This window comes from Niabella drilacis (assembly GCF_900101395.1).
GTDB classification, from domain to species: domain Bacteria; phylum Bacteroidota; class Bacteroidia; order Chitinophagales; family Chitinophagaceae; genus Niabella; species Niabella drilacis.
Map to the genome: position 1 here is coordinate 168264 of NZ_FMZO01000001.1, position 23058 is coordinate 191321.

Consider the following 23058-nt stretch of genomic DNA (forward strand, 5'->3'; position numbering starts at 1 on the left):
CCATGAAATCAGTAAAATATATATACCTGGCATTCCTGCTGTTGTTTGCAGGTGCCTCCTGTGAAAAAAAGGATTATCCCAAAGGGCTGGCGGAATTAGAACACCATTACTATGTGGTCTATTATCCCAATACGAATGATACGGTAAGGGTAAACCGGTCGCAGACCGCATTACTTAAACTGCCCATACAGTTTTATTCCGGCTTTACCCGGAGCTATGATGCAAAAACGTACTATCGCGTGGAAACCTCCGGGATCGCCAATCCTGCGGTGCTGGGGCAGGATTTTAATGTGGTGGACCGGCAGGGAAACGTGCTGCAGCCTGTAGACGGTAGATTCTCGATCCTGTTCCCCCAGGCAAAACAGACCAAGGATACGATCTATATCCGGCTGCTGAATAACAGCACGCCGGGTACGCGACGCGCGGTGATCAATCTGATAGGCGACAGTACCAGCCAGTATGTGGTAGATACCTTTTCTACTGCGCATAAAAGACCCCTGGTGATACAATAAACGGCGTTCCGGGAACGGATCGGGAATATATAGCTGAATAGTTAGCTAAATCTGAGGATAGCCGGTGCGGTGGAATTTGTATTTTAGCAGGAAGTTTGTTAAAATACAAAAACATGAGAGCAACGATCAGGAGATGCGTGGTTTCAGGGGTGCTGTTTTTAGCACTGAGTACAGGGCTGTTCGCGGCCGCCCGGGGTATCACGGAACCTAAGCAAAGTTATGTTCAAAGAAATACGCTGAACGCGTTGCAGCCGTTGCCGGCAGAATCGTTTATCCATGCTTATGGAACGCTGGATAATCTATGGTTCCGGGTCAGTAATAAAAAAGAAGTAACCGTTGCTTTCCTGGGGGGATCCATCACCAATATGACGGGCTGGCGCAATAAGGTAGAGCGCTATCTGGCGGAGCAGTATCCCCAGGTGCATTTCCGCTTTCTGAATGCCGGTATTCCGTCGCTGGGCAGCCTGCCTCATGCCTTCCGGTTTCAGAAAGATGTGTTGGACCAGGGGCCGGTGGATCTGCTGTTTATCGAGTCGGCGGTGAATGACTATGTGAACGGGACTCCTGCAATACAACAGCGCCGCGCCTTAGAGGGGATTATTCGTCATGCGCTGACGGGTAACCCGGGTATGAATATCGTGCTGATGGGTTTTGCCGATGAGTTTAAGCTTGCTGATTATGCAGCAGGGAAGGTTCCTGCTGAAATTAAATTGCACGATACACTGGCCCGCTATTACGGTTTGCCGTTCATTAACCTGGCAGAGGAAGTATATCAGCGGATAGCGCACAAAGAATTTACCTGGGCAGGCGATTTTAAGGACCTGCATCCTTCACTTTTTGGGCAGGAACTGTATTTTAATACCATAAAGACCCTGTTGCAAATGCAGCTGAAAGGCAGGGCGCCGCGGGCGCTGAGGACAAAAAAAATACCCCGGCCTTTAGACCCGCTTAACTATGCCGGTGGGCGATACATCCCGGTGAAAAATGCTGCTATTGAAAAAGGGTTTGTATGGTCTGCTTCCTGGACGCCGGCCGACAATGCAGGCACAAGACCGGGCTTTGTGAAGGTCCCGGTGCTTGAGGGGGTAACTCCCGGGGCGGCTGTAACGCTTTCGTTCCGGGGCACGGCCGTGGGTATTGCGGTCGTTTCCGGTCCGGATGCCGGTGTGATCCGCTATTCCGTTGATAACGGGCCGGAGCAGTCGCTCGATCTGTATACGCAATGGAGCAGTGGGCTACATTTACCCTGGTACCTGTTGCTTGGCGACGGGCTGAAAGAAGGAAAGCACCAACTGAAGATCTCGATTGCGGATCAGCATAATCAGCGGTCGCGGGGCAATGCGGCCAGGATCGTATATTTTTTGGTAAATGAGCAATAAGTCTGCACTCTTGCCGGGGCCTATCGGAATACGGAGACCGGCGCTACGGGGATAAAACAGCAAATGGATTTAATAAAAAGAGAGATGAAGTTTATTTTAGTTGCATTGGTTTGGTGTATGTCCCTTTGCTGTGTGGCGCAGCAGGGCATGGAAGAGATGTGGGATCAGTCGTCATCCGCGAAGCAACATTCCAATATCCGGTGGTTCAGAGAGGCAAAGTTCGGGCTGTTTATTCATTGGGGATTGTATTCCCGGCTGGCCGGCACCTGGGACGGGAAAAACTACTATGGCAGCGGGGAATGGATTATGAACCAGGCAAAGATACCGGTGAGCCGCTATCGCAAAGTGGCCGAAAGCTTCAACCCGGTAAATTTTAATGCCGATGAATGGGCGCAACTGGCAAAGGATGCGGGTATCAAATACATGGTGATCACAGCCAAGCATCATGAAGGCTTTTCTATGTTTGACTCGAAAGTAACGGACTTCGATATTGTGGATGCAACGCCCTACAAAAAGGATCCCATGAAAGCCCTGGCCGCAGCAACAAGAAAAAGAGGGATACAATTCGGATTCTACTATTCCCAGTTCCAGGATTGGTATGAGCCCAACGGCGGAAGGAATACCTGGGATTTTGATGAGTCGAAAAAAGACTACCAGCAATACTATCGTCAAAAAGCCATACCGCAACTGAAGGAACTGCTGACCAATTATGGCCCGCTCGGGATCGTTTGGTTCGATACGCCCGGAGGTATGACCAGGGAACAAACGCAGGCCTTTATTGATGAACTGCGGGTATTGCAGCCGCAAAGCCTGTTTAGCAGCCGGGTAGGGCAGGGGCTGGGGGACTACAAGGATTTTGGTGATTCGGAAGTGCCGCCGGTACCCATTGAAGGTGCCTGGGAATCGATCTACACACATAATGATTCCTGGGGGTATATCGCGCATGATATGAATTTTAAATCATCGCATGAGATCATCCGGCTCCTGTCTAACGTGGCTTCCAAAGGCGGCAACCTGATGCTGAATGTGGGCCCGGACGGCAAAGGGAATATTCCCTATTATTCTATAAAGTACCTGAAGGAGACCGGTGCATGGCTTCAGAAAAACGGGGAAAGTATTTATGCCTCCACTGCCGGCTGGATACCGGCGCAACCCTGGGGGGTAACCACTGCAAAACCAGGCAGACTTTTTCTCCATATTTGGGAACAGCCGGGGAACGGGCAGTTACTGGTGCCGGGCTTTGCCAACAGGGTAACCCGGGTATACGCCTTAACGGATAAAAAAGTGCTTTCTTATAACCAGAACGGCAGCGACCTGGTTGTGAATACCACAGCCCTGCGGAGTGAGCATACACCCGACAAGGTTGTGGTAGTGGAATACAGCGGTACAACTCCGGCTTATAATGCAACGGCTCCCGTTACAGTTTCTGCCCAATACGCCGTTAACCCGGTGAATGCAGTTTTTGCAGCCGTAAAAGGACAGGCCCGTGTGGAGTCGCTGACCTATAGTCATTACTTTGGCGACTGGAAGCACACGACCTGTATTACCGGTATGAGGGCCCCTGAGGATGCCGTTTCATTTACAGTGCGGGTTACAGAGCCGGGAGATTATAAGCTGGTCCTGGAGTATGCCTGTCCGCAGGAAAGCGCCAAACAGGAAGGACGCCTGGAGGTGGATGGCAAAACCTATATGTTCCGTACATTGAGGACTTCTGAATTTGATAAATCGGCCCCGCTGTTGTTTATCAAACACCCGGTCACAATTTTCACAGTACAGAAGGCCGGCGTATATACCATCACCATCAGCCCCTGCCGGCAGGGAAAGGAGTTGTTTAAACTAAAGGGCATTATTGCAGAGCCGCTGAAATAGCATGAGCTTCCTTAATGATTGTACACAGGAGCGTTTGTAGCGGAGGAATGCTGTTGAAAAGTACCGCAGGAAGAAAATATTGAAAGCGCAATAATAATGCGGGATAAGATATATGAACGCTTATCATAAGCGCTGCAGGAACGCAATATCTGATAGCACCCGGTATTAACAGGAACCGGGACCCATAGGGCCGAACCATTAAATGAGATAATAAATGAAATGGAAATGTATTTGTTGCCTGTCATTCTTACTTGTCAGCGGTAGCATAAATGCTGCAGTAAAATTGCCTGCGGTGATTGCCGATCACATGGTACTACAGCAAAGGACGACGGTAGCATTATGGGGCTGGGCAACCCCGGGGGAGCGTATTAGGATCCAATGCAGCTGGAACCGGCAACCGGTAACCGTAATGGCCGGTATGGACGGGCGCTGGATAGCGCATGTAAAGACCATCGCGGCCGGTGGCCCGTACACGATCCGTTTTAACGGAACAAACGTCATTGAAATTAATGATGTATTACTGGGCGAAGTGTGGCTTTGCTCCGGGCAGTCGAATATGGAATTCCCGCTGGCCAAGCAAAAGGCCTGGCGCACCGGGGTAACCGGCTACGAAGAAGAAGTGGCAAAAGCTTCAGATCCCCGCCTGCGGCTCTTTACCGTACAACAGGAAGTGGCCGGAACACCGCGGCCGGATCTGCAGGGCAGCTGGGCGCCCACCACACCGGAAACTGCAGCCACGTTTTCTGCGGTTGCTTATTATTTTGGCAAAGAGATCAGGGAAGCAACCGGGGTGCCCGTGGGATTGATCCACTCGTCCTGGGGCGGAACACCCGCAGAGTCCTGGACACGAAAAGAAGTACTGGATACCGGCAGGGAGTTTCGCCGGATACTTGATCGTTACGAAACAGCCGTAAAAACATACCCGGAAGAACTGGCGAAGTACGGGCAGGAACGGGATCAATGGCTGAAAGATTCGGCAACACACCCGGAAAGGCTCCGTAAAAAGCCCGCGCGTCCGCTGGAGCCCGAGCAAAATTCCAAATCGCCTACGAAATTGTACAACGCTATGATCCATCCCCTCATCCCGTTTACCCTGAAAGGGGTGATCTGGTACCAGGGCGAATCCAATGCCGGCAGGGCCTACCAGTACCGCCAGTTGTTCCCGGCCATGATCCGTAGCTGGAGAAAGGAATGGAAAGCGGACTTCCCCTTTTATTTTGTGCAGATCGCACCACATTACCAGCAAAACCCCGAGATCCGGGAAGCCCAGTTACTAACCTATAAAACAGTAGCGGGTACGGGTATGGCCGTGATCACTGATGCCGGTGATTCGTTAAATATCCATCCGCGGAATAAAGCAGTAGTGGGGCACCGGCTTGCCTTGTGGGCCCTGGCAAAAAACTATGGGAAAAAGAACCTGGTTTATTCCGGTCCGCTTTATGAATCGGCCCGGCAGGAGGGAAATAAAATGCGGGTCCGGTTTTCGTTTGCTGATGGCGGACTGGTTGCAAAAGATGGCTTACTGACCGGGTTTACCATTGCGGGCACTGACCGGCAGTTTGTTCCCGCAACAGCCGTAATAGAAGGAAACACCGTTGTGGTAAAAAGCGATGCTGTCGCCAAACCCGTTGCCGTCCGGTTTGGCTGGAGCAGGGTTCCCCATGCCGTGTTGTATAATAAAGCAGGATTGCCCGCATCGCCCTTTCGTACGGACGACTGGCCCGGAGCAACCTTTAATAAGAACTGATCCTGTTTTAGCGGACACATCTCGAATTTAAAGTCTCACCCCAAAAAACGATATTCATGAAACGGAACCTTGCATTATTTACTGCCCTGGTGTTGGTGATAAGCGGCACTACGAACGCTCAATCTGCAAAAACTGTGTCCGCCTTTAAAAACTGGCCCGCCGGCAGCGCTCCAAAACAGATCGGGAACAGGATCGCCAGCCGGTTTATTGCCACACCGCATACCAATTTTAACCGGCCGGGACCGCCCAGGGTAATCACTTATCCCGAAACCTGCACCTGGTATGGAGCGCTCACTTTTGCAAAGGCAACGGGCAACAAAAAGTTTACACAACAACTGGTTGCCCGTTTTGAGCCGCTGCTGGGCAGTCGCGATACCCTGGTCCCCATACCGGACCATGTGGATTACACCGTGTTCGGATCCGTACCGTTTGAATTGTATATGCAAACAAAAGATGCTCGTTACCTGAAACTGGGAAAGCATTTTGCCGACAAGCAATGGGGCCCGCCGGAGGGAAAAAGGGTCACTGCGGAATCGCACCGTTTTTATAACAAAGGTCTTACCTGGCAAACGCGGTTGTGGATCGATGATATGTTTATGATCACGGCGGTACAGTCGCAGGCCTATCGTGCTACCGGTGACCGCACATATATTGACAAGGCTGCTGATGAAATGGTCTTTTACCTGGATTCGCTGCAACAGTCCAACGGGCTGTTTTATCATGCGCCGGATGTACCTTATTTCTGGGGAAGAGGAGACGGGTGGATGGCCGTTGGAATGAGTGAACTGCTGCGTTCCCTTCCGAAGGACAACCCCAACAGGCCCCGGATCATGCAGGGATATAAAAAAATGATGGCCACCCTGCTGAAGTACCAGGCGGAAGATGGTATGTGGCGGCAGTTGATCGATGATCCTGCATCCTGGAAAGAAACCTCCTGTACCGGTATGTTTACCTGTGCATTTATCACGGGCGTAAAAGAAGGGTGGCTGGATGAGAAGGTGTACGGACCAGCGGCCCGCAAAGCCTGGTTGTCGCTGATCCGGTACATCAATGCCGACGGAGATATTTCCGGCGTATGCGAAGGAACCAACAAGAAAAATGATCACCAGTATTACCTGGATCGCAAACGGATCACCGGCGATCTGCACGGCCAGGCACCGCTGCTCTGGTGCGCAACAGCTTTATTGCGGTAAAGCGGCGCACCTGTTAGGTCTTAAGACCTGGCAGGTTCACTGCCCGCGGGCTTTGAGCTGCGCTAAATAAAGGGAGGCCGGTTCAAGACCCGGTTTATTCTGGCCCTCCCATTCACCATCGGGCCGCGCTGCCAACCGGCCTTTTGCTTTTTGTCCCCGTAGCCCGATGCAATAATTTTTGCCGGATACCCAGGGGCTTTGCACGGTGGCTTTTTGGGCAGTACAGTTCCAGAGGACCTGGTTTACACCGGCCCAGCCATGACCGCTTCCCCAGTTGCCCCGGTCCTGTATATTGATTTCCCCATCGGTGATGATATTGTCGTACAGGGTGCCCATGGCCCACCGGTGGTGCGGCCCTATATCGGCATGTGTACGGGATGCGGTGCAATTGTAAAAAACATTGGGACCACATACCCGGGCGCCGGTTACATAATCATGGCGGCCGTCCCGGGCAGTACAATTCATAAACAGGTTCATTTGCCCGTTGTTATTAAAAGAATAGCGGCGTCCGCCGGTAATGATGGATTTATGATCGGAACATACACAATTGAGCACAGAGATATTCCTGGACAATGCCCCCAGGTTTACACAGGAATAAGCAAAATACCGGGCACTTACATTGCTGACCCACCCATTTTCGATCCGGTTCAGTGCCACTGCATCCCAGGAATGGTTTTCTGCTGTATCTGAGGTATATGCCGAAGCACAGGCAAGATTTTCTATTCCAACATTGGCGATCCTGCCCGGGAACTCGTATGTGTAAACTTCTGCAGTATTATACCTGCCTTCTATCGCCATCACTACCGGGTTGTCGATAAAGAGGGTATTGCCTTCAATACGGGTGACAGTACGCTGAAATTTGAAGTCATACTCCTTAGCCTGCCACTGTTTGGTGCCCGGGCGCTCTTCGATCTGGTTCATTTTCAGATCTTCGATCCATTGGTCCTTAGCCGTCCAGTGGATGATAACAGGATCTCCCGGTTTAAAAGCACGGGCCGATTTTACGGGGATGGCCATGCTGCCTGTGGGCACATAATCAGCTGCAACAGACGTACGGGTTCCTTTTACTTCTTTGGGATCACCGGTTCCGGATACGTTGATCAGCGCACGTTTTCCGGAGCCCTCCGCAACCAGCAGGGTTTGGTTGCCTTCGCCCCTCAATACAATTCCGCTCGCATTGATCCTGATACTGTTTGCTATGGAATAAGTGCCTTTCCTTAACAGGATGGCTCCGCGAAATCCATTTTTATCCATAGCCTTTTTTGAAAGGGCATCAATAGCCTGTTGAATGGCGCTCTCCGCACCGGATCCGGGGCCTACGATGGCTGCGACCGGTACATCAGGAATGGGCACATTCCCGGTCCGGTAGCCTACTTTGCTGAAATCCGGCAGGGTATTCCCTTTTTCATCCGCCTTATAGGTAAGCGTACCGTTGCTGTTCAGCACCGCAAGGGAAGACGGCCAGTTCTGGACCGTCTTAAAAGAAAAGGCGGAGATACAAAGGACCAGTAAACAGAAAGAAGCGACGCGCACCTGCATATGAAACATGTTTTAGTGAAGGATAAAATTCATAAAAAAAAGAACATCATAAGGGTACCGGTTAAAATAGCTGAGTACTTGGGTAAAAGTTGGTCAATGGTCAACAGGTGTCCGGATCAATAACATGAAAGCCGGAACTTTAAACCGACTTTGTTGCTGCTTTTGCTGGCTGGCTTACAGGTTATAAGAATGGCCGATCTCCGGTATCAGTAATGTTTTCCCCACCTCTTTAAAAAGATCAGCTGCTGCCGCATGGTCGATCTTTATATATCCGAAGGTATCAAAGTGCACACCGATAATATTGTTACACTGGATGAAATCGCTTGCTTTTACTGCATCGCGCGGGTTCATAGTGAAGTTACCGCCGATCGGTAAGATAGCGGTATCGATCCTTGCATAGTGTGGCACCAGTTGCATATCCAGCATCAGGCTGGTATCGCCGCTGTAATAAAAGTTGTGATGTGGCGATGCAAGGATAAAGCCACCGGCGGCTCCGGCATAGCTACCGTCAGGAAAACTGCTGGAGTGCAGTGCCTGCATATAGGTAAGAGTTCCGAACTCAAAAGTATAGCTTCCGAAATTCATAGGGTGCACATTCGTGATCCCCTGTTGCTGCAGCCAGGTGATGATCTCAAAATTGCTGATCACCAACGCTCCTGTCCGTTGGGCAATAGGGATGAGGTCTGCCGTATGATCACCATGTCCATGGCTAACGAGGATATAATCGGCTTCGATGGAATTGATGTCAATATTTTTAGCCAGTTCGTTGCCGGTGATAAAGGGGTCAAACAGGAATTTTTTATGATTGATCTCGATCAGGAAACAGGATTGGCCATAAAAAGTAAAGTTCATCATAATGCTTTTTTGCAAAGCTAACCATATCTGCCCGCGAAGCAAAACAGGGTGAAACTCAACGCAATGGACTGCACTGCAGAACCGGGGCAGCTCACAGACCTGTGGGGCATGAAATTGAAAATGTTAAAACAGCAGTGCCCGCCGGGAATTTGGCATTGTGCTTGCCCTGTATACAACAGGTAGTAATAATTTTTAATCTAAACAAAAACCAGATTCTATGAAATCAATGTTCAAATTTTTGAGCCTGCTGCTGATTGCCACAACAGTTGTTTTTGCATCTTGTAGTAAAGATGACGATCCTGCAGACAATAACCTCTTTGTGGGAACCTATAGGGGAAGCGTAACGTACACCGGGGATAAAACAGTTTCCAATCCTAATGGTTCGGTAACGGTCGTTAAAACCGGGGACCGGTACGATTTTAAGTTCTCTGACGGGATCCCCAGCATTACAAATGTGAATATCCCCAAAGGAACCAATAGCCAGGTTTCAATAACACCAGACGGGTACACCGGTTCTATAAGTATCGATGCAAAGAACCTGAAAATTGGGCTTATAAAAGAAGGTAACAATTGGGGTGCCGATTGTAAACGTTAAACCCGGACAGCGCACCGGTAAACAGAGGCTACCTTTGCAAAGGTAGCCTCTGTACTTTTATAACACCGGGTGCATCTTAAATTCTTTTTCCCGGTCAAAATTGTAGCGGTAGGTGGTTAGCCTCCGGCTTTTATAGGTGCCCAGCGATTCGGCCACGTTGATCATTTTGGGATTAAATTCCCCGATCCATTGCATTTCATACCGGTCGTAAATGGGGGTGCCAATGATGTATTCCCCGTTTTTAATAGTGAGGTTCTGGATCAGCTTACAACCTTCAATGATCATATAGGCATCCGCGCCCTTGCCCTGGAACTCGGGTACGATACCAAATACCAGCCCTACAAATTTATTACAGGGTTTGGTGCGTTTGTACCACAGGAATTTTAATTTATCCAGCAGTCCGAACCTGCCATCCAGATGCTTGAACCATTGGTTCAGATCGGGGAGGTTGAGCCATATACCGATCGGTTCTTTTTTATAATAGATCAGCCAGCAAATGCGTTCATCCAGCACAGCCTTCATACTTTGAAACATTTTGCGGGCTACTTTTTCTTCCATTTGTTTAAGCCCGCCGTGCCCGGCCCAGGCTTTATTGTAAACAATGGTAAAATCGCGGGCATATTTATCCAGGTCGTTCTTTTTGATATTTTCGGAAGTATAATTGGGATCTCGGGACAATGCTGCATGACGTTCATAAAACTTTTCCTGGATCCGTTCTCCTACATTTAACGCAAAGCAGGCCTGGTAAAAAAAGGGTTTAAAGCCATAGGTCTCAAACAGCGTTTTGTAATAGGACGGGTTGTAATTCATGCAATAGAGTGGTGGCTCAAAGCCTTCTGTCAGCAACCCCCACCACTTATCCCGTTCTCCAAAATTGATAGGGCCATCCATGGCGGTCATGCCTCTCTGCTCCAGCCATTTCCTAGCGGTATCCAGCAGCAGGTTGGCCGCCTCCTGGTCGTTGATGCAGTCAAAAAAACCTACACCGCCCACAGGGCCGTCATCACCCTTGGTCTTATATTTTTTATTAACAAAGGCGGCAATACGGCCGATAAGGGCACCCTGGTCATCCTTCAATATCCAGCGGATGGTTTCCCCAAAACGGAATGCTTTATTTTTAGCAGGATCAAAAACGTCTTCAACATCTTTATCCAGTGGTCGTATGTAATTCGGATCACCCTGGTGAATGCGCACGTTTACCGCCAGGAATGCTTTTATCTGTGCTGTTGTAATAACCTCTTCCAGTTTCATCCGGCAAAATTATCGTTTCAGGTTCAAAGTTACCGGTGTCCGGTAAAAAAGCAGTTTAATCAAAAATATCCATCAAAGCCTGTGTAGACGAGGGTAGCAGGTTTAAAATAATTTCCAGGCCCCCTGTGCTGGAGCCAACAAGCGGTATTGAAATACCTTTCTTTGATCTTCGATCTTGCTGAGCAATGCTGCAATCAGATGCGTTTGCGGGGTGTAAAAGCTGGGGAAAACCGGCCGCCCGATAAAGAGGCACTTTTTATTGATACACCTTATTTTCCCCGGACACCAATGACTTAAAGTTCGGGATTGAGATGCTACGTTTAGCCAAACCCACTTCTCACCATTGACTTCTTCATTCTTGACTTCTCACCATTCACGTCACTTTTCCCCAACCCTCTTCAAACTATCCAGTTTCCGTTGCGCCTTCCGCTCCAGCTCTTTTTGCCGTACAGAGTCTTTGATGTGCTGTAAACTGTCACGGATGGCCTTCTGGCGGCTCCAGGTAGTGCCTACGCTGTTCAGGAACATTTTTTTGGCGATAATGGCATCGTGTCCGTAAATATCTTCCCTAAAGTTCAGCCGCTCATCGTCATCTACCCAGGAGGTAAAGTAGGTGATGAGTACCGGTATGGGCCGTTTTACCCGTACAAATTTTTCCTTGCCGCTGTTCATGGCCGAATCAATTTTCTGCGCGTTCCATTTGGCGGTATCAGCCAGTACATACCGGGCAAATTTTGCGGGCTCTTTCAGTCGGATGCATCCGTGGCTAAAGCTGCGCTTGTCCCGGTTAAATAAGCTTTTGGCAGGGGAGTCGTGAAAATAAATATCATAGCTGTTGGGAAACAGGAATTTTACCAGGCCCAGGGAGTTCCAGGGGCCTGGCTTCTGGCGTACCTGCCCGTTTACGATCTCCATATGGTTGCGCTCAAGATAGGCAGCGCTGGGGCGGCCGCCCATTTCTTTTTTTACAATGCTGGTAGGCACGTTCCAGTAGGGGCTGAACACGACGGTCTTCAGCATACCGGTAAATACGGTGGTATTGTTGCTTTCTTTGCCTACCACTACGTTCATATCCCAGGCCGGGCGCCCGTTTTCGTACACGTGCATCTTATATTCCGGGATATTTACCATAATAGCCCGCCCGGAGTCCCTTGTTTCAATCGGGATCCAGCGCATCCGCTCCATATTGATCAGGATCTGCTGAATGCGCTCATCAATCGATACGTTCAGGTCTTTCAGGAATGTTTTGCCCGCCTTGCCGTCTGGTTTGTACCCATATACTTCCTTTACCGCATTTACCGCTCCGGCAAGGGCCGTGTCGTATATATTTGTAAAACTGCTGTCTTCCCCTTCAAGGAAACCCTCTGCTTTAAGCCGCTTCTTCAACACCAGCACAGCAGCATCTTTATAGCCTGTTTTCATTTCTTCCACCTTACTGTTAACGCGGGGCCATCCGCCGGCATCTTTGATGGTCTTGTATTGCTGCAGCTTGCTACGCAGCGCCGTATACTGGGGGTTACGGGGGGCATAGGCCTCGGAAAACTGCCCTTTGGCGGCGATCACCGAATCGAGCATCGCTTCCAGCGTCAGCTTCTTCTTGGGAATATACCACTCCAGGGTTTTCATATCAAAGCCCGCATCGTAGGCATATGCATGATCGGCATACAGGTAAAAGAATTTTGTGAGCGATAGTTCCAGGTTCTGGAATGCGGAATCGTTTTTTATTTTTACGGACTCGCGGGAAGTGATCAGGGCCTCCATCCGGGAGCTTAGCGGTTTGCTGTACACGGATGAGTCTTTTGAGTAGTTCAGGTAATTTTTCAGCAGGTTCCAGAAAGAAATGGTATGTTCCGGGATACCCTCGGGAGAGAACCAGGCATACTGGTAGTTACGGCTGTTGTAAAAGCTTTTGATCCGGTTTACCAGGGTGTCGCTCAGGCTGTCGGCAGCCAGGAAGCCGTTTACGAGGCTGCTGTCGATAAACAGCTGGTTAAAGGCGTTGCTGGTGTCGATCGTTATATCCACTTTGGTTACCGGCTTTTCCACGCGGATCACCTTTTGCCGTTCCTTTTTTTCGGCATTTTTACAGGAAATAATGCCGGCAACGATCAGCAGTGCCAGCGGAAGCATAAGTTTTTGAATACGCATCGGATATATTCAATTAAAATTGGATAGGAAATTACGGAACTTATTGAATACTTGCCTGGTAGAACCAGCGAAATTATGAGCACTATAGCCTTTGGCCGGCTCCTTTCTCTGGGTGATGTTTTTCGTCATTCTCAATAAGTTTTAAGCATTTATACGGGCAAAAATACAGGCAAAGTCCCGATAAATGCATTTTTTCCACAGGTTATTAATAATTCTTCAGCCCTGCGTTATTTATTATAGCGATAAACCTTACTTTTGCAGCCTCAAATAAAACCTTATATTTCAATATTGAATATGGCAAACGTAGGTAAAGTAAAACAGGTGATCGGCGCGGTGATCGACGTTCAGTTTGATGGCACGCTCCCGGAAATTTATAACGCATTGGAACTCACGAAAGAAAATGGTGATACCCTGGTGTTAGAGGTGCAGCAGCATCTGGGAGAAGACAGCGTGCGTACCATTGCGATGGACGGTACAGAGGGCCTCGTTAGGGGTACCGAAGTACGCGATACCGGTAAAGCTATTACCATGCCTACGGGTGAGGGCATTAAAGGACGTCTGTTCAATGTAACCGGCGATGCCATTGATGGCCTGCCTGCGGTTTCCAAGGCCAATGGCCGTCCGATCCACGCTATGCCGCCGGCTTTCGAAAACCTGAGCACGGCAACAGAAGTATTGTTTACCGGTATCAAGGTAATCGACCTGATCGAGCCTTATGCAAAAGGTGGTAAAATTGGTTTATTTGGAGGTGCCGGTGTAGGTAAGACCGTATTGATCCAGGAATTGATCAACAATATCGCAAAAGGACACGGTGGTTTATCCGTGTTTGCAGGAGTGGGAGAGCGTACCCGTGAAGGTAATGACCTGATGCGTGAGATGATCGAAGCCGGCATTATGAAATACGGTGAGGCATTTAAACACAGCATGGAAGAAGGCGGCTGGGACCTGAGCAAGGTGAACCAGGAAGAACTGGCAGAGTCTAAAGCGACCTTCGTATTCGGACAGATGAACGAACCTCCCGGTGCGCGTGCGCGTGTGGCCCTGAGCGGTTTGACCATTGCTGAATATTTCCGGGATGGAGATGGCGAAGGCAAAGGAAAGGACATCCTTTTCTTCGTTGATAATATCTTCCGTTTCACACAGGCCGGCTCCGAGGTTTCGGCGCTGCTGGGTCGTATGCCTTCAGCGGTGGGATACCAGCCGACCCTGGCCACAGAAATGGGATTGATGCAGGAGCGGATCACCTCTACAAAAAGCGGTTCCATTACTTCTGTGCAGGCGGTTTACGTACCCGCAGATGACCTTACGGATCCGGCGCCGGCAACAACCTTTGCCCACCTGGATGCTACAACCGTATTAAGCCGTAAGATTGCCGATTTAGGTATTTACCCGGCTGTGGATCCACTGGATTCTACTTCCCGTATCCTGATGCCGCAGGTGGTGGGAGATGCGCATTACGAATGTGCAAACAAGGTAAAACGGATCTTACAACGTTATAAAGAATTACAGGATATCATCGCCATCCTGGGTATGGATGAGCTGAGTGATGAAGATAAAATGACCGTTGCCCGTGCCCGTAAGGTACAGCGTTTCCTTTCACAGCCCTTCCATGTGGCAGAAGCCTTTACCGGCCTGAAAGGAGTACTGGTGCCCATCGACGAAACCATCCGCGGATTTAACATGATCATGGACGGTGAGGTGGATGAATATCCGGAAGCAGCCTTTAACCTTGTTGGTAACATTGATGATGCCATCGAGAAAGGGAAGAAATTACTGGCAGCTTCCTAGCCGTATTTAGATGATTGGTATTTAGTATTCGGTAAAAGATTTTGGGAATATATTAAGAACTATATTAATATTGTATTTCAAAATCAGAACGCCGGTTTATTAAACACTAATATCTAAGAACTATGGGAATGCGCAATTTTCAATGGGATCGGTAAATGAAGCGCAAACACAGCTGGAATTAGCGGTTCGATTGAAATACCTCAGAAGTATTGAATGTGCAGCATTGATAGAAGAAGGCTTATTGATTTATAAAATGATCCTGGTATTTTACAACGGTTTGAAGGATGATTGAGTTACAACCGGTTGAGGCTTTGAAATGGAAGCAGTGAAATAGATGAGCTGGTTATCCAAGTCCAAATAAATACTAAGGATCTAAATACCGAATACAGTAGAATTTATGCAATTAGAAATATTAACTCCGGAAAAAAAGATCTACAGTGGCGATGTATATGGTGTACAGATGCCCGGTATCTCGGGTTCTTTTGAGGTACTGGAAAAACACGCACCGATGATCGCCGCACTGCAGGAAGGCAAGCTGAAGGTTCTGAAGGACCGGTTAAACGGTGAAGCCAGCTTTTTTCAGATCCAGAGTGGGTTTGTGGAGGTGCTGAATGAGAAAGTAACCGTGCTGATCGAAGGGGCGCTTCCACTGTAAGCGTATTGATTTTTTTATTATGGCCCCGCTTTGGCGGGGTTTTTTATGCGCCTGACAACCAGGATCTTTGCGTGAGGATCTGCTACCCGTGCCTGCTTTTTGGTATGCGGGAGGCCAGAGATACCCTAATTGGGGTATAATTGGCCGTTCTTCAGGAATCAGTAGGAAAAAGTTCTCTTTTTTTCGAAAAGAGGGTTAATTTGCTCGGATTCTGGCAGACATTTTGTGAATTATAAGTTTTTTAAACCTAAATTTTTCAATGAAGAACCTTCTTCTTTTTATGATCGCATTTTTTTTGTGTGGTCATTTGTATTCTCAAAAAAGTATCAGTTTAAGAAAAGTTGTAAGTAAAAAATCTGAAATTGGCGCCACCCTGCCGATGTCTGTGGTGGAAATACCGGCAGGCACTTTTTTCATGGGTAATCATGGCGACTCTACTTCGCCCACCAGCCAGGACCAGCAACGCCCGGTACTGATCAGTGGTTTTTATATGTCGGCTACCGAGGTCACCAATGCCCAATACCACGAGTTTGTGAACTGGGTGCGGGACTCCATCGTGGCAAAACGGCTCGGAGGGCAATATATTACGGTGGCAGGCAATGATACCATGATCAACTGGAAGGCTACCTCAAAGATCAATTATTCGGATCCGGCCATTCTTGCACAGCTGGGCGACCTCGTGCTGGATCCGTCGAAGACCATCAGCCAGAAACGGATGATCGATCCCGATAAACTGATCTATGCACTGGAAGGGTTCAATTACCAGGAAGCCGCAAAAAAGGAAAATAAGGGGCGGGATGCAAAGGATTTTGTATACCGGTATACTGTTCAGGTGTATCCGGATACACTGTCCTGGATGCGCGACTTCGGGTATTCCAATAACGAACAGATGGCGGTTAACTATTTCAGCAGCCAGAAATATCAGAATTACCCCGTTGTGGGGGTAAGCTGGAAACAGGCCAGCGCCTATTGCGATTGGATGACAAAACATAAGATACTGGCGCGGCAATCGAGAAACAGGGGCAACGGAGGAGGGAAGGCCCGCCTGCCAACAGAAGCCGAATGGGAATATGCAGCCAGCCTGAATGCAAAAGATGCTGCAAAGGAAGAACACCGTTCAAAACAGGATAGTGATGCCATTGCCAGCAATACAAAGGCTGCCGTTCCGGGAGAGGGAAAGATCTTTCCCGTTTATGTAAGGGGGGCAAAAAAAGGAGATTTCGGGTTGTATAACCTGGCAGATAACGTGTCTGAATGGACTACCACCTCCTATTACGAAGGTGGTGAGAATTTCCAGAACCGCTTTAACCCCGATATTCAATGGGGCACACCGGAATCGGAATCCAGGGCGCAAAGAAGGAAGGTGATCAGGGGCGGAAGCTGGAAAGATACGCCTACTTTCATGACCCCGGAGAACCGTTCATTTGAAGACCTGGATGCTTCGCATTCCTATCTCGGGTTCCGTATAGTGGTAAACATGCCGGAATGATCCATTCCTGATTCTTAAATCATCAAATATTTATCTATAAAATTTAGCGTGTATGGCTGTTGAAAAAGTTCGCCCGATAGACCGGTACCTGGAGATCTTCTATTCCCTGGGTGCAGTTCCTGTGTTACTGGGAGTGTTGTTTAAACTGACAGGAACTTCCCCGTTCGGAGATCCGAATATCTGGCTTCAGATTGGGTTGTATACCGAAGTGCTGGTGTTTCTGAGTTTTGGATTGATGTACCTGTTCAACCCTCCTCAGAAAGTGGATGAAATGGGCAATCCCGCCGGGGCAGATGATGCTGTGGCAGTAAAAAAGGTAATGGCTAAAGACAGTGCACTGGTCTCTGTTGACGAGATGCTGAAAGCCGCCGATATCACTCCGGAAAACCTGGGACGGCTGAGCACCGGCTTTAAAAGCCTGGAGGCCAATATCACCCGGATCAGCCATGCTTCAGAAAGCATCGTGGATACAGAGGAATACGCCCGGCAGATCAAACAGGCCAGTGCTTCTATCAGCCAGATGAATACGTACTACAGAAAGTTGGCTGAAACTTCTGATGCTCTGGTAAACAGTGCAGAAGATGCAAAGAATACGCAAAAAGAAATTGCTGATCTCTCAAAGAACCTGGCAAAATTGAACCAGATGTATAGCGGAATGATTGCCGCCATGCAGATGAAGAACGGATGATGCGGTCCATTGCCGGCAATGCCGGAATGATCGTTTTTTACAATACCTGTTCATAACGGGAGGGCAGCCCTGGCAGAAAAAATTATCAATTTAAGAAAAGGAATTGAATTATGGCTTTACCAAGAGAGCCGAGACAGAAAATGATCAACCTGATGTACCTGGTGCTTACGGCATTGCTGGCACTTAATGTATCATCAGAGGTCCTGAATGCGTTTAAAACGATCGACAAGAGCCTGACCAACGCAAACGAGACCATCGATAAAAAAAACAAGACCATTTTTGTTTCGCTCGAAGAAAAGGCAAATGATCCCAAAACCCAGGAGCTGGCGCAGGTATGGGTGCCCAGGGCTGAAAAAGCCCGGCAGCTTTCGGACGAGCTGGTCAGCTATATCGAATCGCTAAAGACCCAGATCAAAACCGCATCGGGGCTCAACGCAAAAACAGGCGCTTACAAGGAGAGCAACCTGGATGTGCCCACGCGGATCATGGTCGATAAGAAACAGGGGGAGGACCTGCTGAAAAAATTGTCTGGTTACAAAACAGCAGTGCTGGCAATTGATCCGGAGATCAACAATGAATTTCAGCACACGCTGCCGTTAGACCTGTCTATGCCCGAAGTAAAGAATAGCAACAATAAAACCTGGGCGGCCGCCTATTTCAGGAGCACCCCTTCTGTGGCTGCCATCACCATCCTCTCCAAATTTCAGAATGATGTTAAGAATGCCGAATCACAGCTGATCGAATTTTGTCATAACAAGATCGGGGCTGTAAAAGTGGTGTATGACGAGTTCCAGGCGCTGGCAACGGCCAATGCGCAATATCTCCTTCCCGGTCAGGAATTCAACATTACGGCAGGTGTGGGGGCCTTTAGTAAAAATGCCCGTCCAACGGTAACCATCGATGGCGCGGCTGTGCCGCTGAACGCAAACGGACTTGCAGAATATAAAACGGTGGCCGGTGGCCCCGGTACTTATACGAAAAAGGTCAATATTTCGTTTGTAAAACCGGATGGCACCACTTCGGTGATCACCAGGGATATTACCTATACAGTCGCATCGCCTACCGGGCTGACGGTTAGTGCCGATGCGGTGAAAGTATTGTATGTGGGGCTGGAGAACCCGATCTCTGTGGGTGGGGGTAGTGGCAGCAGCGCAGATCAGCTGCGGGTTTCCATCAGCCAGGGTAATATTTCCGGTTCGCGTGGGAAATATACTGCCCGGGTAACCACACCCGGCAGCGCTACGGTTACCGTAAATGATGGCAAGCATACCAGCAATTTTGAGTTCCGCGTTAAATCCGTTCCATCGCCCACCGCCATGGTTGGAGCCAGCAAAGGCGGCCGGATGCGGGTGAATGATTTTAAAGCACAGGCAGGGGTAAGGGCCGAGCTGGAGAATTTTGTGTTCGAGGGGGTTAAATTTACGGTATCCGGCTATACCATCACGTTTGCAGGTGCCGGTTATCCCGAGTTTATGCATAAGGCCGTTAGTGGCAACTCTTTTAATGCCGCCCGCTCGCTGATCGAAAGAGCGCAGCCCGGCAGCACCATCACCATTGACGAAATCAGGGCCACGGGCCCGGGCGGATCACGGACCCTGGCGCCCATAGCCTTTAACTTATATTAACGGTTTTGATCAGGGCATTTGCCCATTGTAAAATATATACTGATGAAATTGAACATTTTTATAGCCGCGTGTCTGACAACAGGACTGCTTTTGGTTTCAGCGCAAAGCTTTTCGCAGCGAAGCGCATATGATACGCCCGTCTCATCCGGTAAAAAGACCGCTGCACCCAAAACGGATATGCCCGCCAAAGCCAGTCAGCCGGATCCGGATAAATCCCCGGTGACAGATAGCCTCCAGCCCAATCTTCCCATAGAGGTGGTGGAGGGCGCGCAGACCGGTGGTCTCTTTGGCGGGTCTGCAAAATCGCTCCGCAAGGATAATATACTCGAGGATGATATGTCCGACAGCACTGCTACTCCCTTGCCCTATACGGCACTGTATGCTTCCGATGCGCTGTACCGGGTACGGGTATGGCGCACTATTGATGCACGCACTCAAAAAAATGCCCGGTATTTTTTTAATAAAGCCATCGAAGGGGAGGACAATTCGCGGCTGATCAATATTATGCTGAAAGCGGTAAAAGACGGTGGCGTACAGGCATTCAGTAATATCGACGACCGGTTCACCACGCCCATCAGCTACGACGAGGTGGTAAGTACTTTTGGTGGAGGAAAGGACACCGCTGCCAAATACGATATGGAAGGTAATATCGTGGGCTACCAGGTACGGAGCCGGATGGTATCAGGCGATTCTGTGTACAAATTCCGGATCAAGGAGGAATGGGTGTTTAATAAGCGCGACGGCAAAACCTATATCCGGATACTGGGTATTGCGCCATTATCGTCTTACACTACGTCCGACGGGTATACCGTTGCCAACAGCGAGCATGCGCTGTTTTGGCTTTACTACCCCGACCTGCGTAAAACGCTGGTGCGAAGCAGTATTGTAAATCCGCTGGATATGGGAGGCCGGATCACCTGGGAGGAGGTATTTGAGAACCGGCTGTTTGACAGTAAGGTGATCAAGTCCTCACTGGACGCAGAAAACGGATTTAATGAAAACCCGCTTACAGAGGCTCATGCAGTGGATATTCAGCAGCAGCTCAATAACCTGAGCCGTCGTATGTGGAGTAAATAAAATAAGCTATGAAACGGAGCAAGACAGGGCTTTCCCGCACAGCGGCAGGAGTTCTTCCGGAGACTTTCGGAAACCAGGAAAAACCGCAGCAAAGCTGCAAACAAAAAAATATACGGATGCATGTAAAAAATTGGATTCTTTTGACCGGGTTTGTTGGCTGTACCCTGCTTTCGGCTGCCCAGGATAACGGGGGGCGGAAGGATTATGTGGCGCATAAAAGCAATATCGGTATCACGGCCGGTGCCCTGGGGTATTCCGGGCGCTATGCGGTAAAAACGCCGCTGGGAACGCATACTTCTTACGGGATTTCTGCATTTTATGACCACAGTATGATATTACCCTCCCAGCTCTTTGTAAGAGGGGAGTTGCTGTTTGGAGAATTGAGGGGTGATAACCGCGACGCTGAAAATGCCCGTGCGCCTTACGGGATGTTTAAGACAAATGTGCTGGAAGCTACAGTAAAAGCGCAATACGATATACTGAATGACGCGGTAACCCGGTGGTCGCCCTATATCCTTGCCGGGGCAGGCGCCTACGGGTTATTTAATTATAGCTCCAGTAACGGGTTTAAGGACCGTTCGGATAAACTGGCTTTCATTCTTCCGGTTGGCGGGGGGGTAAAATACCAGGTGAGCAGCCGGGCACGTGTTTTCCTCGAAGGCAATGTCCGGTTCCTGACAAAGAACCTGGATAACCATAACCCTGAAGGACGCAATAATCCCAATAAATATTACTCGCTGGCGCTGGGGTTCTCCTATTCGTTACAGAAGAACAACCAGTTATGGTAAGTCATCAGGGCATTCCCTTTGGATGCGTTAACGGCGGGCATTCCTGCACCCCGTCATGCAAAGAGTGGCCGGGGCAGTTGCGCTCCCCTCATTCCTGAACGGCCTCCGGCAGTCCCGGAACAAACATAGGAGTCTTTACCCTGATTTTGAAACTGACCGCTGGCTGAGGTCGGGTGGTGGATCACTGACCGCCCCGCAACCGCATTTGCTGATCGGCATAACCGAATACCCGTTTCAGCAGGTCCGTTTTCCTGGATGCCAGGTTGGTCCGTATCTTTTCTTCCTCGTTGCCCACATAAAGGAACATGCCATCAATGGCGCGAGCGGCGATAAAATCATTCAGACTGGTCTCCAGTTTTTTGCCGCCCAGGAATGGGATGGCGTTGTATGCTTTTGCAATGCTCTGGTAGTCCTTGTCGGCACCGCTGGTGCGCACGGTATTATCCACGATGGGCCGGAACTTGGTCATCAGTTCGGGCGACATCTGGCCTTTAAAGAACTCCGTGGCTGCATGCCGGTTGTTGGTTAGTAAGATAGAGGCGGCGTCGGTAATGCTCATGTTCCTGACCGCATTCACAAAAACGGGCTTTGCTTCAGTAACAGCCTGCCCCATGGCATTGGTGAATTTTGAGGTCATCTGGTTAACCAGGGAGCTTAGCCCCAGGTCGCGCAAGGTTTTTTCGATCTTGGCTGCGTCACCGGGAAAGGCGAAGCGTACCAGCGGGTTTCCCTGGTTCGGGTTTGCAAAAGCTTCAAAACCGCTGAACAGACCCTGGGTAAGGGCTGCACGGAGTCCGTTGGCCATTTCAAGCTGAGAAAGCCCTCCGGCAACAGATTGCAGGGTGTCGCAACCGGAGAACAGTACGGAAGCACCCAATGCGAGCGAACATAATAAACGTTTCATGGATATGGATTTGATGTCTGATGTCTGATGTCTGATGTCTGATGTCTGATGTCTGATGTCTGATGTCTGATGTCTGATGTCTGATGTCTGATGTCTGATGTCTGATGTCTGATGTCTGATGAACTTACTAAGGTACGAAGAACCTGGTTAGTACCGAACTTTAAACCTCAAACGGCGAATAACCAATCGTCAATGGTCAACAAATCCATGAAGCAGTAAAACTTCTCACTAAGCGGCTATCCACCTCTCACTCAAACCTCAGACTTCTTCCGGAGGTTCTGAACGCAAAACCAACTTCCTGCTCCCATTCCTGCTAAAGATCAAAGATCAACCATTAACCATTGCTCATTTACTTCAAACCTCAATTCATCCGTGGGTCAATCGGGGCATTGACGATCAGTTTATAATCGCCCCCCAAATGATTGAGGATATTCTTCCAGAGCGCCTTTTCGTCATTGCTGAACAGGAATTCGGGGGTAGCCCTGGTTACGATCCAGGTTTTTTCCGCCATTTCAAAATCCAGCTGTCCCTCGCCCCAGCCGCTGTAACCCATGAAAAAACGTACTTTTTCGGGCGCAATATGACCTTTGGAGAGAAGGGTTGCCAGTATTTCGAAATCTCCGCCCCAGTATACCCCGCGGAGCACCTCTTTACCCCCGGGGATCTCTGCAGGGTACTGATGCAGGAAATGCAGGCTGTCCAAACCAACCGGCCCCCCCTCATAAACTGGAAAATCAACTTCCTTCAGGTCTGGCACCAGGTCGCCAAGCCTGTGTATCGTCTTTCGGTTCATAACAAAACCCACGCTTCCCGTGGCATCATGCTCACAAAGAAATACCACGGTACGTATAAAATTAGGGTCGTTCAGATGTGGATTCGCTATCAAAAAAGTGCCGTTTCCCGGTTCCATTGCGTGTTACAGTTATATAACGATTTCATTGAATGCTTCTATAAAA

Annotated in this window: 20 protein-coding genes; 14 read left to right on the forward strand and 6 right to left on the reverse strand. The window is 49.3% G+C overall.

All coding sequences use genetic code 11. The features are described 5' to 3' along the window. The first annotated feature begins 2 nt into the window (after nucleotides 1–2). The 5 genes from BLS44_RS00720 (at nucleotide 3) to BLS44_RS00740 (ending at nucleotide 6700) form a co-directional block, all read left to right on the forward strand. Nucleotides 3–512 carry a hypothetical protein gene (locus tag BLS44_RS00720; RefSeq protein WP_090388121.1) on the forward strand — a complete coding sequence of 170 codons (510 nt, stop codon included), beginning with the start codon at nucleotides 3–5 and terminating at the stop codon, nucleotides 510–512. A 113-nt stretch (nucleotides 513–625) separates the two neighbouring features. Beyond that, nucleotides 626–1891, forward strand: coding sequence for an SGNH/GDSL hydrolase family protein (locus tag BLS44_RS00725; protein ID WP_090388122.1), 1266 nt, complete (start codon nucleotides 626–628; stop codon nucleotides 1889–1891). Nucleotides 1892–1975: 84 nt separating this feature from the next. After that, nucleotides 1976–3760, forward strand: coding sequence for an alpha-L-fucosidase (locus BLS44_RS00730; RefSeq protein ID WP_090388123.1), 1785 nt, complete (start codon nucleotides 1976–1978; stop codon nucleotides 3758–3760). Nucleotides 3761–3974: 214 nt separating this feature from the next. Continuing rightward, entirely contained in the window at nucleotides 3975–5507 is a 1533-nt protein-coding gene (locus BLS44_RS00735; RefSeq protein WP_090388124.1) for a sialate O-acetylesterase, read from the forward strand. A 56-nt stretch (nucleotides 5508–5563) separates the two neighbouring features. Continuing rightward, nucleotides 5564–6700 (forward strand): glycoside hydrolase family 88/105 protein, encoded by a 1137-nt coding sequence (locus BLS44_RS00740; RefSeq protein ID WP_090388125.1) that lies wholly within the window; start codon nucleotides 5564–5566, stop codon nucleotides 6698–6700. Between the two features lie 36 nt (nucleotides 6701–6736). Here BLS44_RS00740 and BLS44_RS00745 read toward each other — a convergent pair whose 3' ends face one another. Both BLS44_RS00745 and BLS44_RS00750 read right to left on the reverse strand, forming a co-directional pair. After that, nucleotides 6737–8239, reverse strand: coding sequence for a hypothetical protein (locus BLS44_RS00745; protein ID WP_090388581.1), 1503 nt, complete (start codon nucleotides 8237–8239; stop codon nucleotides 6737–6739). A 174-nt stretch (nucleotides 8240–8413) separates the two neighbouring features. Beyond that, nucleotides 8414–9094, reverse strand: coding sequence for a metal-dependent hydrolase (locus tag BLS44_RS00750; RefSeq protein ID WP_245729049.1), 681 nt, complete (start codon nucleotides 9092–9094; stop codon nucleotides 8414–8416). Between the two features lie 217 nt (nucleotides 9095–9311). On the opposite strand from BLS44_RS00750, the gene BLS44_RS00755 reads away from it, so the two are divergent. After that, on the forward strand, nucleotides 9312–9689 hold the full coding sequence (locus BLS44_RS00755; RefSeq protein ID WP_090388126.1) for a hypothetical protein: 378 nt from the start codon (nucleotides 9312–9314) through the stop codon (nucleotides 9687–9689). A gap of 57 nt (nucleotides 9690–9746) precedes the next feature. Here BLS44_RS00755 and BLS44_RS00760 read toward each other — a convergent pair whose 3' ends face one another. Continuing rightward, entirely contained in the window at nucleotides 9747–10940 is a 1194-nt protein-coding gene (locus BLS44_RS00760) for a hypothetical protein (protein ID WP_090388127.1), read from the reverse strand. A gap of 378 nt (nucleotides 10941–11318) precedes the next feature. Further along, entirely contained in the window at nucleotides 11319–13088 is a 1770-nt protein-coding gene (locus tag BLS44_RS00765; RefSeq protein WP_090388128.1) for a L,D-transpeptidase family protein, read from the reverse strand. Nucleotides 13089–13382: 294 nt separating this feature from the next. Between BLS44_RS00765 and atpD the strand changes: the two genes are divergently transcribed. From atpD to BLS44_RS00800, 8 genes are all read left to right on the forward strand, one after another. Beyond that, nucleotides 13383–14876 (forward strand): F0F1 ATP synthase subunit beta, encoded by a 1494-nt coding sequence (atpD, locus tag BLS44_RS00770; protein ID WP_090388129.1) that lies wholly within the window; start codon nucleotides 13383–13385, stop codon nucleotides 14874–14876. A gap of 142 nt (nucleotides 14877–15018) precedes the next feature. Continuing rightward, the gene (locus BLS44_RS26180; RefSeq protein ID WP_143019620.1) at nucleotides 15019–15168 is read left to right on the forward strand and encodes a four helix bundle protein; all 150 of its coding nucleotides are present in this window, start codon (nucleotides 15019–15021) and stop codon (nucleotides 15166–15168) included. 105 nt (nucleotides 15169–15273) lie between these two features. Beyond that, entirely contained in the window at nucleotides 15274–15531 is a 258-nt protein-coding gene (gene atpC / locus BLS44_RS00775) for an ATP synthase F1 subunit epsilon (RefSeq protein WP_090388130.1), read from the forward strand. A gap of 259 nt (nucleotides 15532–15790) precedes the next feature. Continuing rightward, a complete protein-coding gene (gene porK, locus BLS44_RS00780) occupies nucleotides 15791–17020 on the forward strand; it encodes a T9SS ring complex lipoprotein PorK/GldK (RefSeq protein ID WP_090388131.1) in 1230 nt (409 codons plus the stop codon). Between the two features lie 52 nt (nucleotides 17021–17072). Then, the gene (locus tag BLS44_RS00785; protein WP_090388132.1) at nucleotides 17073–17708 is read left to right on the forward strand and encodes a GldL-related protein; all 636 of its coding nucleotides are present in this window, start codon (nucleotides 17073–17075) and stop codon (nucleotides 17706–17708) included. A gap of 110 nt (nucleotides 17709–17818) precedes the next feature. After that, nucleotides 17819–19333 (forward strand): type IX secretion system motor protein PorM/GldM, encoded by a 1515-nt coding sequence (gene porM / locus BLS44_RS00790; protein WP_245729050.1) that lies wholly within the window; start codon nucleotides 17819–17821, stop codon nucleotides 19331–19333. A gap of 42 nt (nucleotides 19334–19375) precedes the next feature. Next, on the forward strand, nucleotides 19376–20410 hold the full coding sequence (gene porN / locus BLS44_RS00795; protein WP_090388134.1) for a type IX secretion system ring subunit PorN/GldN: 1035 nt from the start codon (nucleotides 19376–19378) through the stop codon (nucleotides 20408–20410). Nucleotides 20411–20526: 116 nt separating this feature from the next. Beyond that, nucleotides 20527–21198: an outer membrane beta-barrel protein gene (locus tag BLS44_RS00800; protein ID WP_176954268.1), complete on the forward strand. Its 672-nt coding sequence runs from the start codon at nucleotides 20527–20529 to the stop codon at nucleotides 21196–21198. A 181-nt stretch (nucleotides 21199–21379) separates the two neighbouring features. Here the strand turns inward: BLS44_RS00800 and BLS44_RS00805 are convergent, their stop codons facing one another. Together BLS44_RS00805 and BLS44_RS00810 are read right to left on the reverse strand one after the other, a co-directional pair. Then, entirely contained in the window at nucleotides 21380–22102 is a 723-nt protein-coding gene (locus BLS44_RS00805) for a DUF4197 domain-containing protein (protein WP_176954269.1), read from the reverse strand. A 361-nt stretch (nucleotides 22103–22463) separates the two neighbouring features. Further along, complete coding sequence (locus BLS44_RS00810; protein WP_090388136.1) at nucleotides 22464–23012, reverse strand: YqgE/AlgH family protein; 549 nt, start codon at nucleotides 23010–23012, stop codon at nucleotides 22464–22466. Nucleotides 23013–23058: the final 46 nt, after the last annotated feature.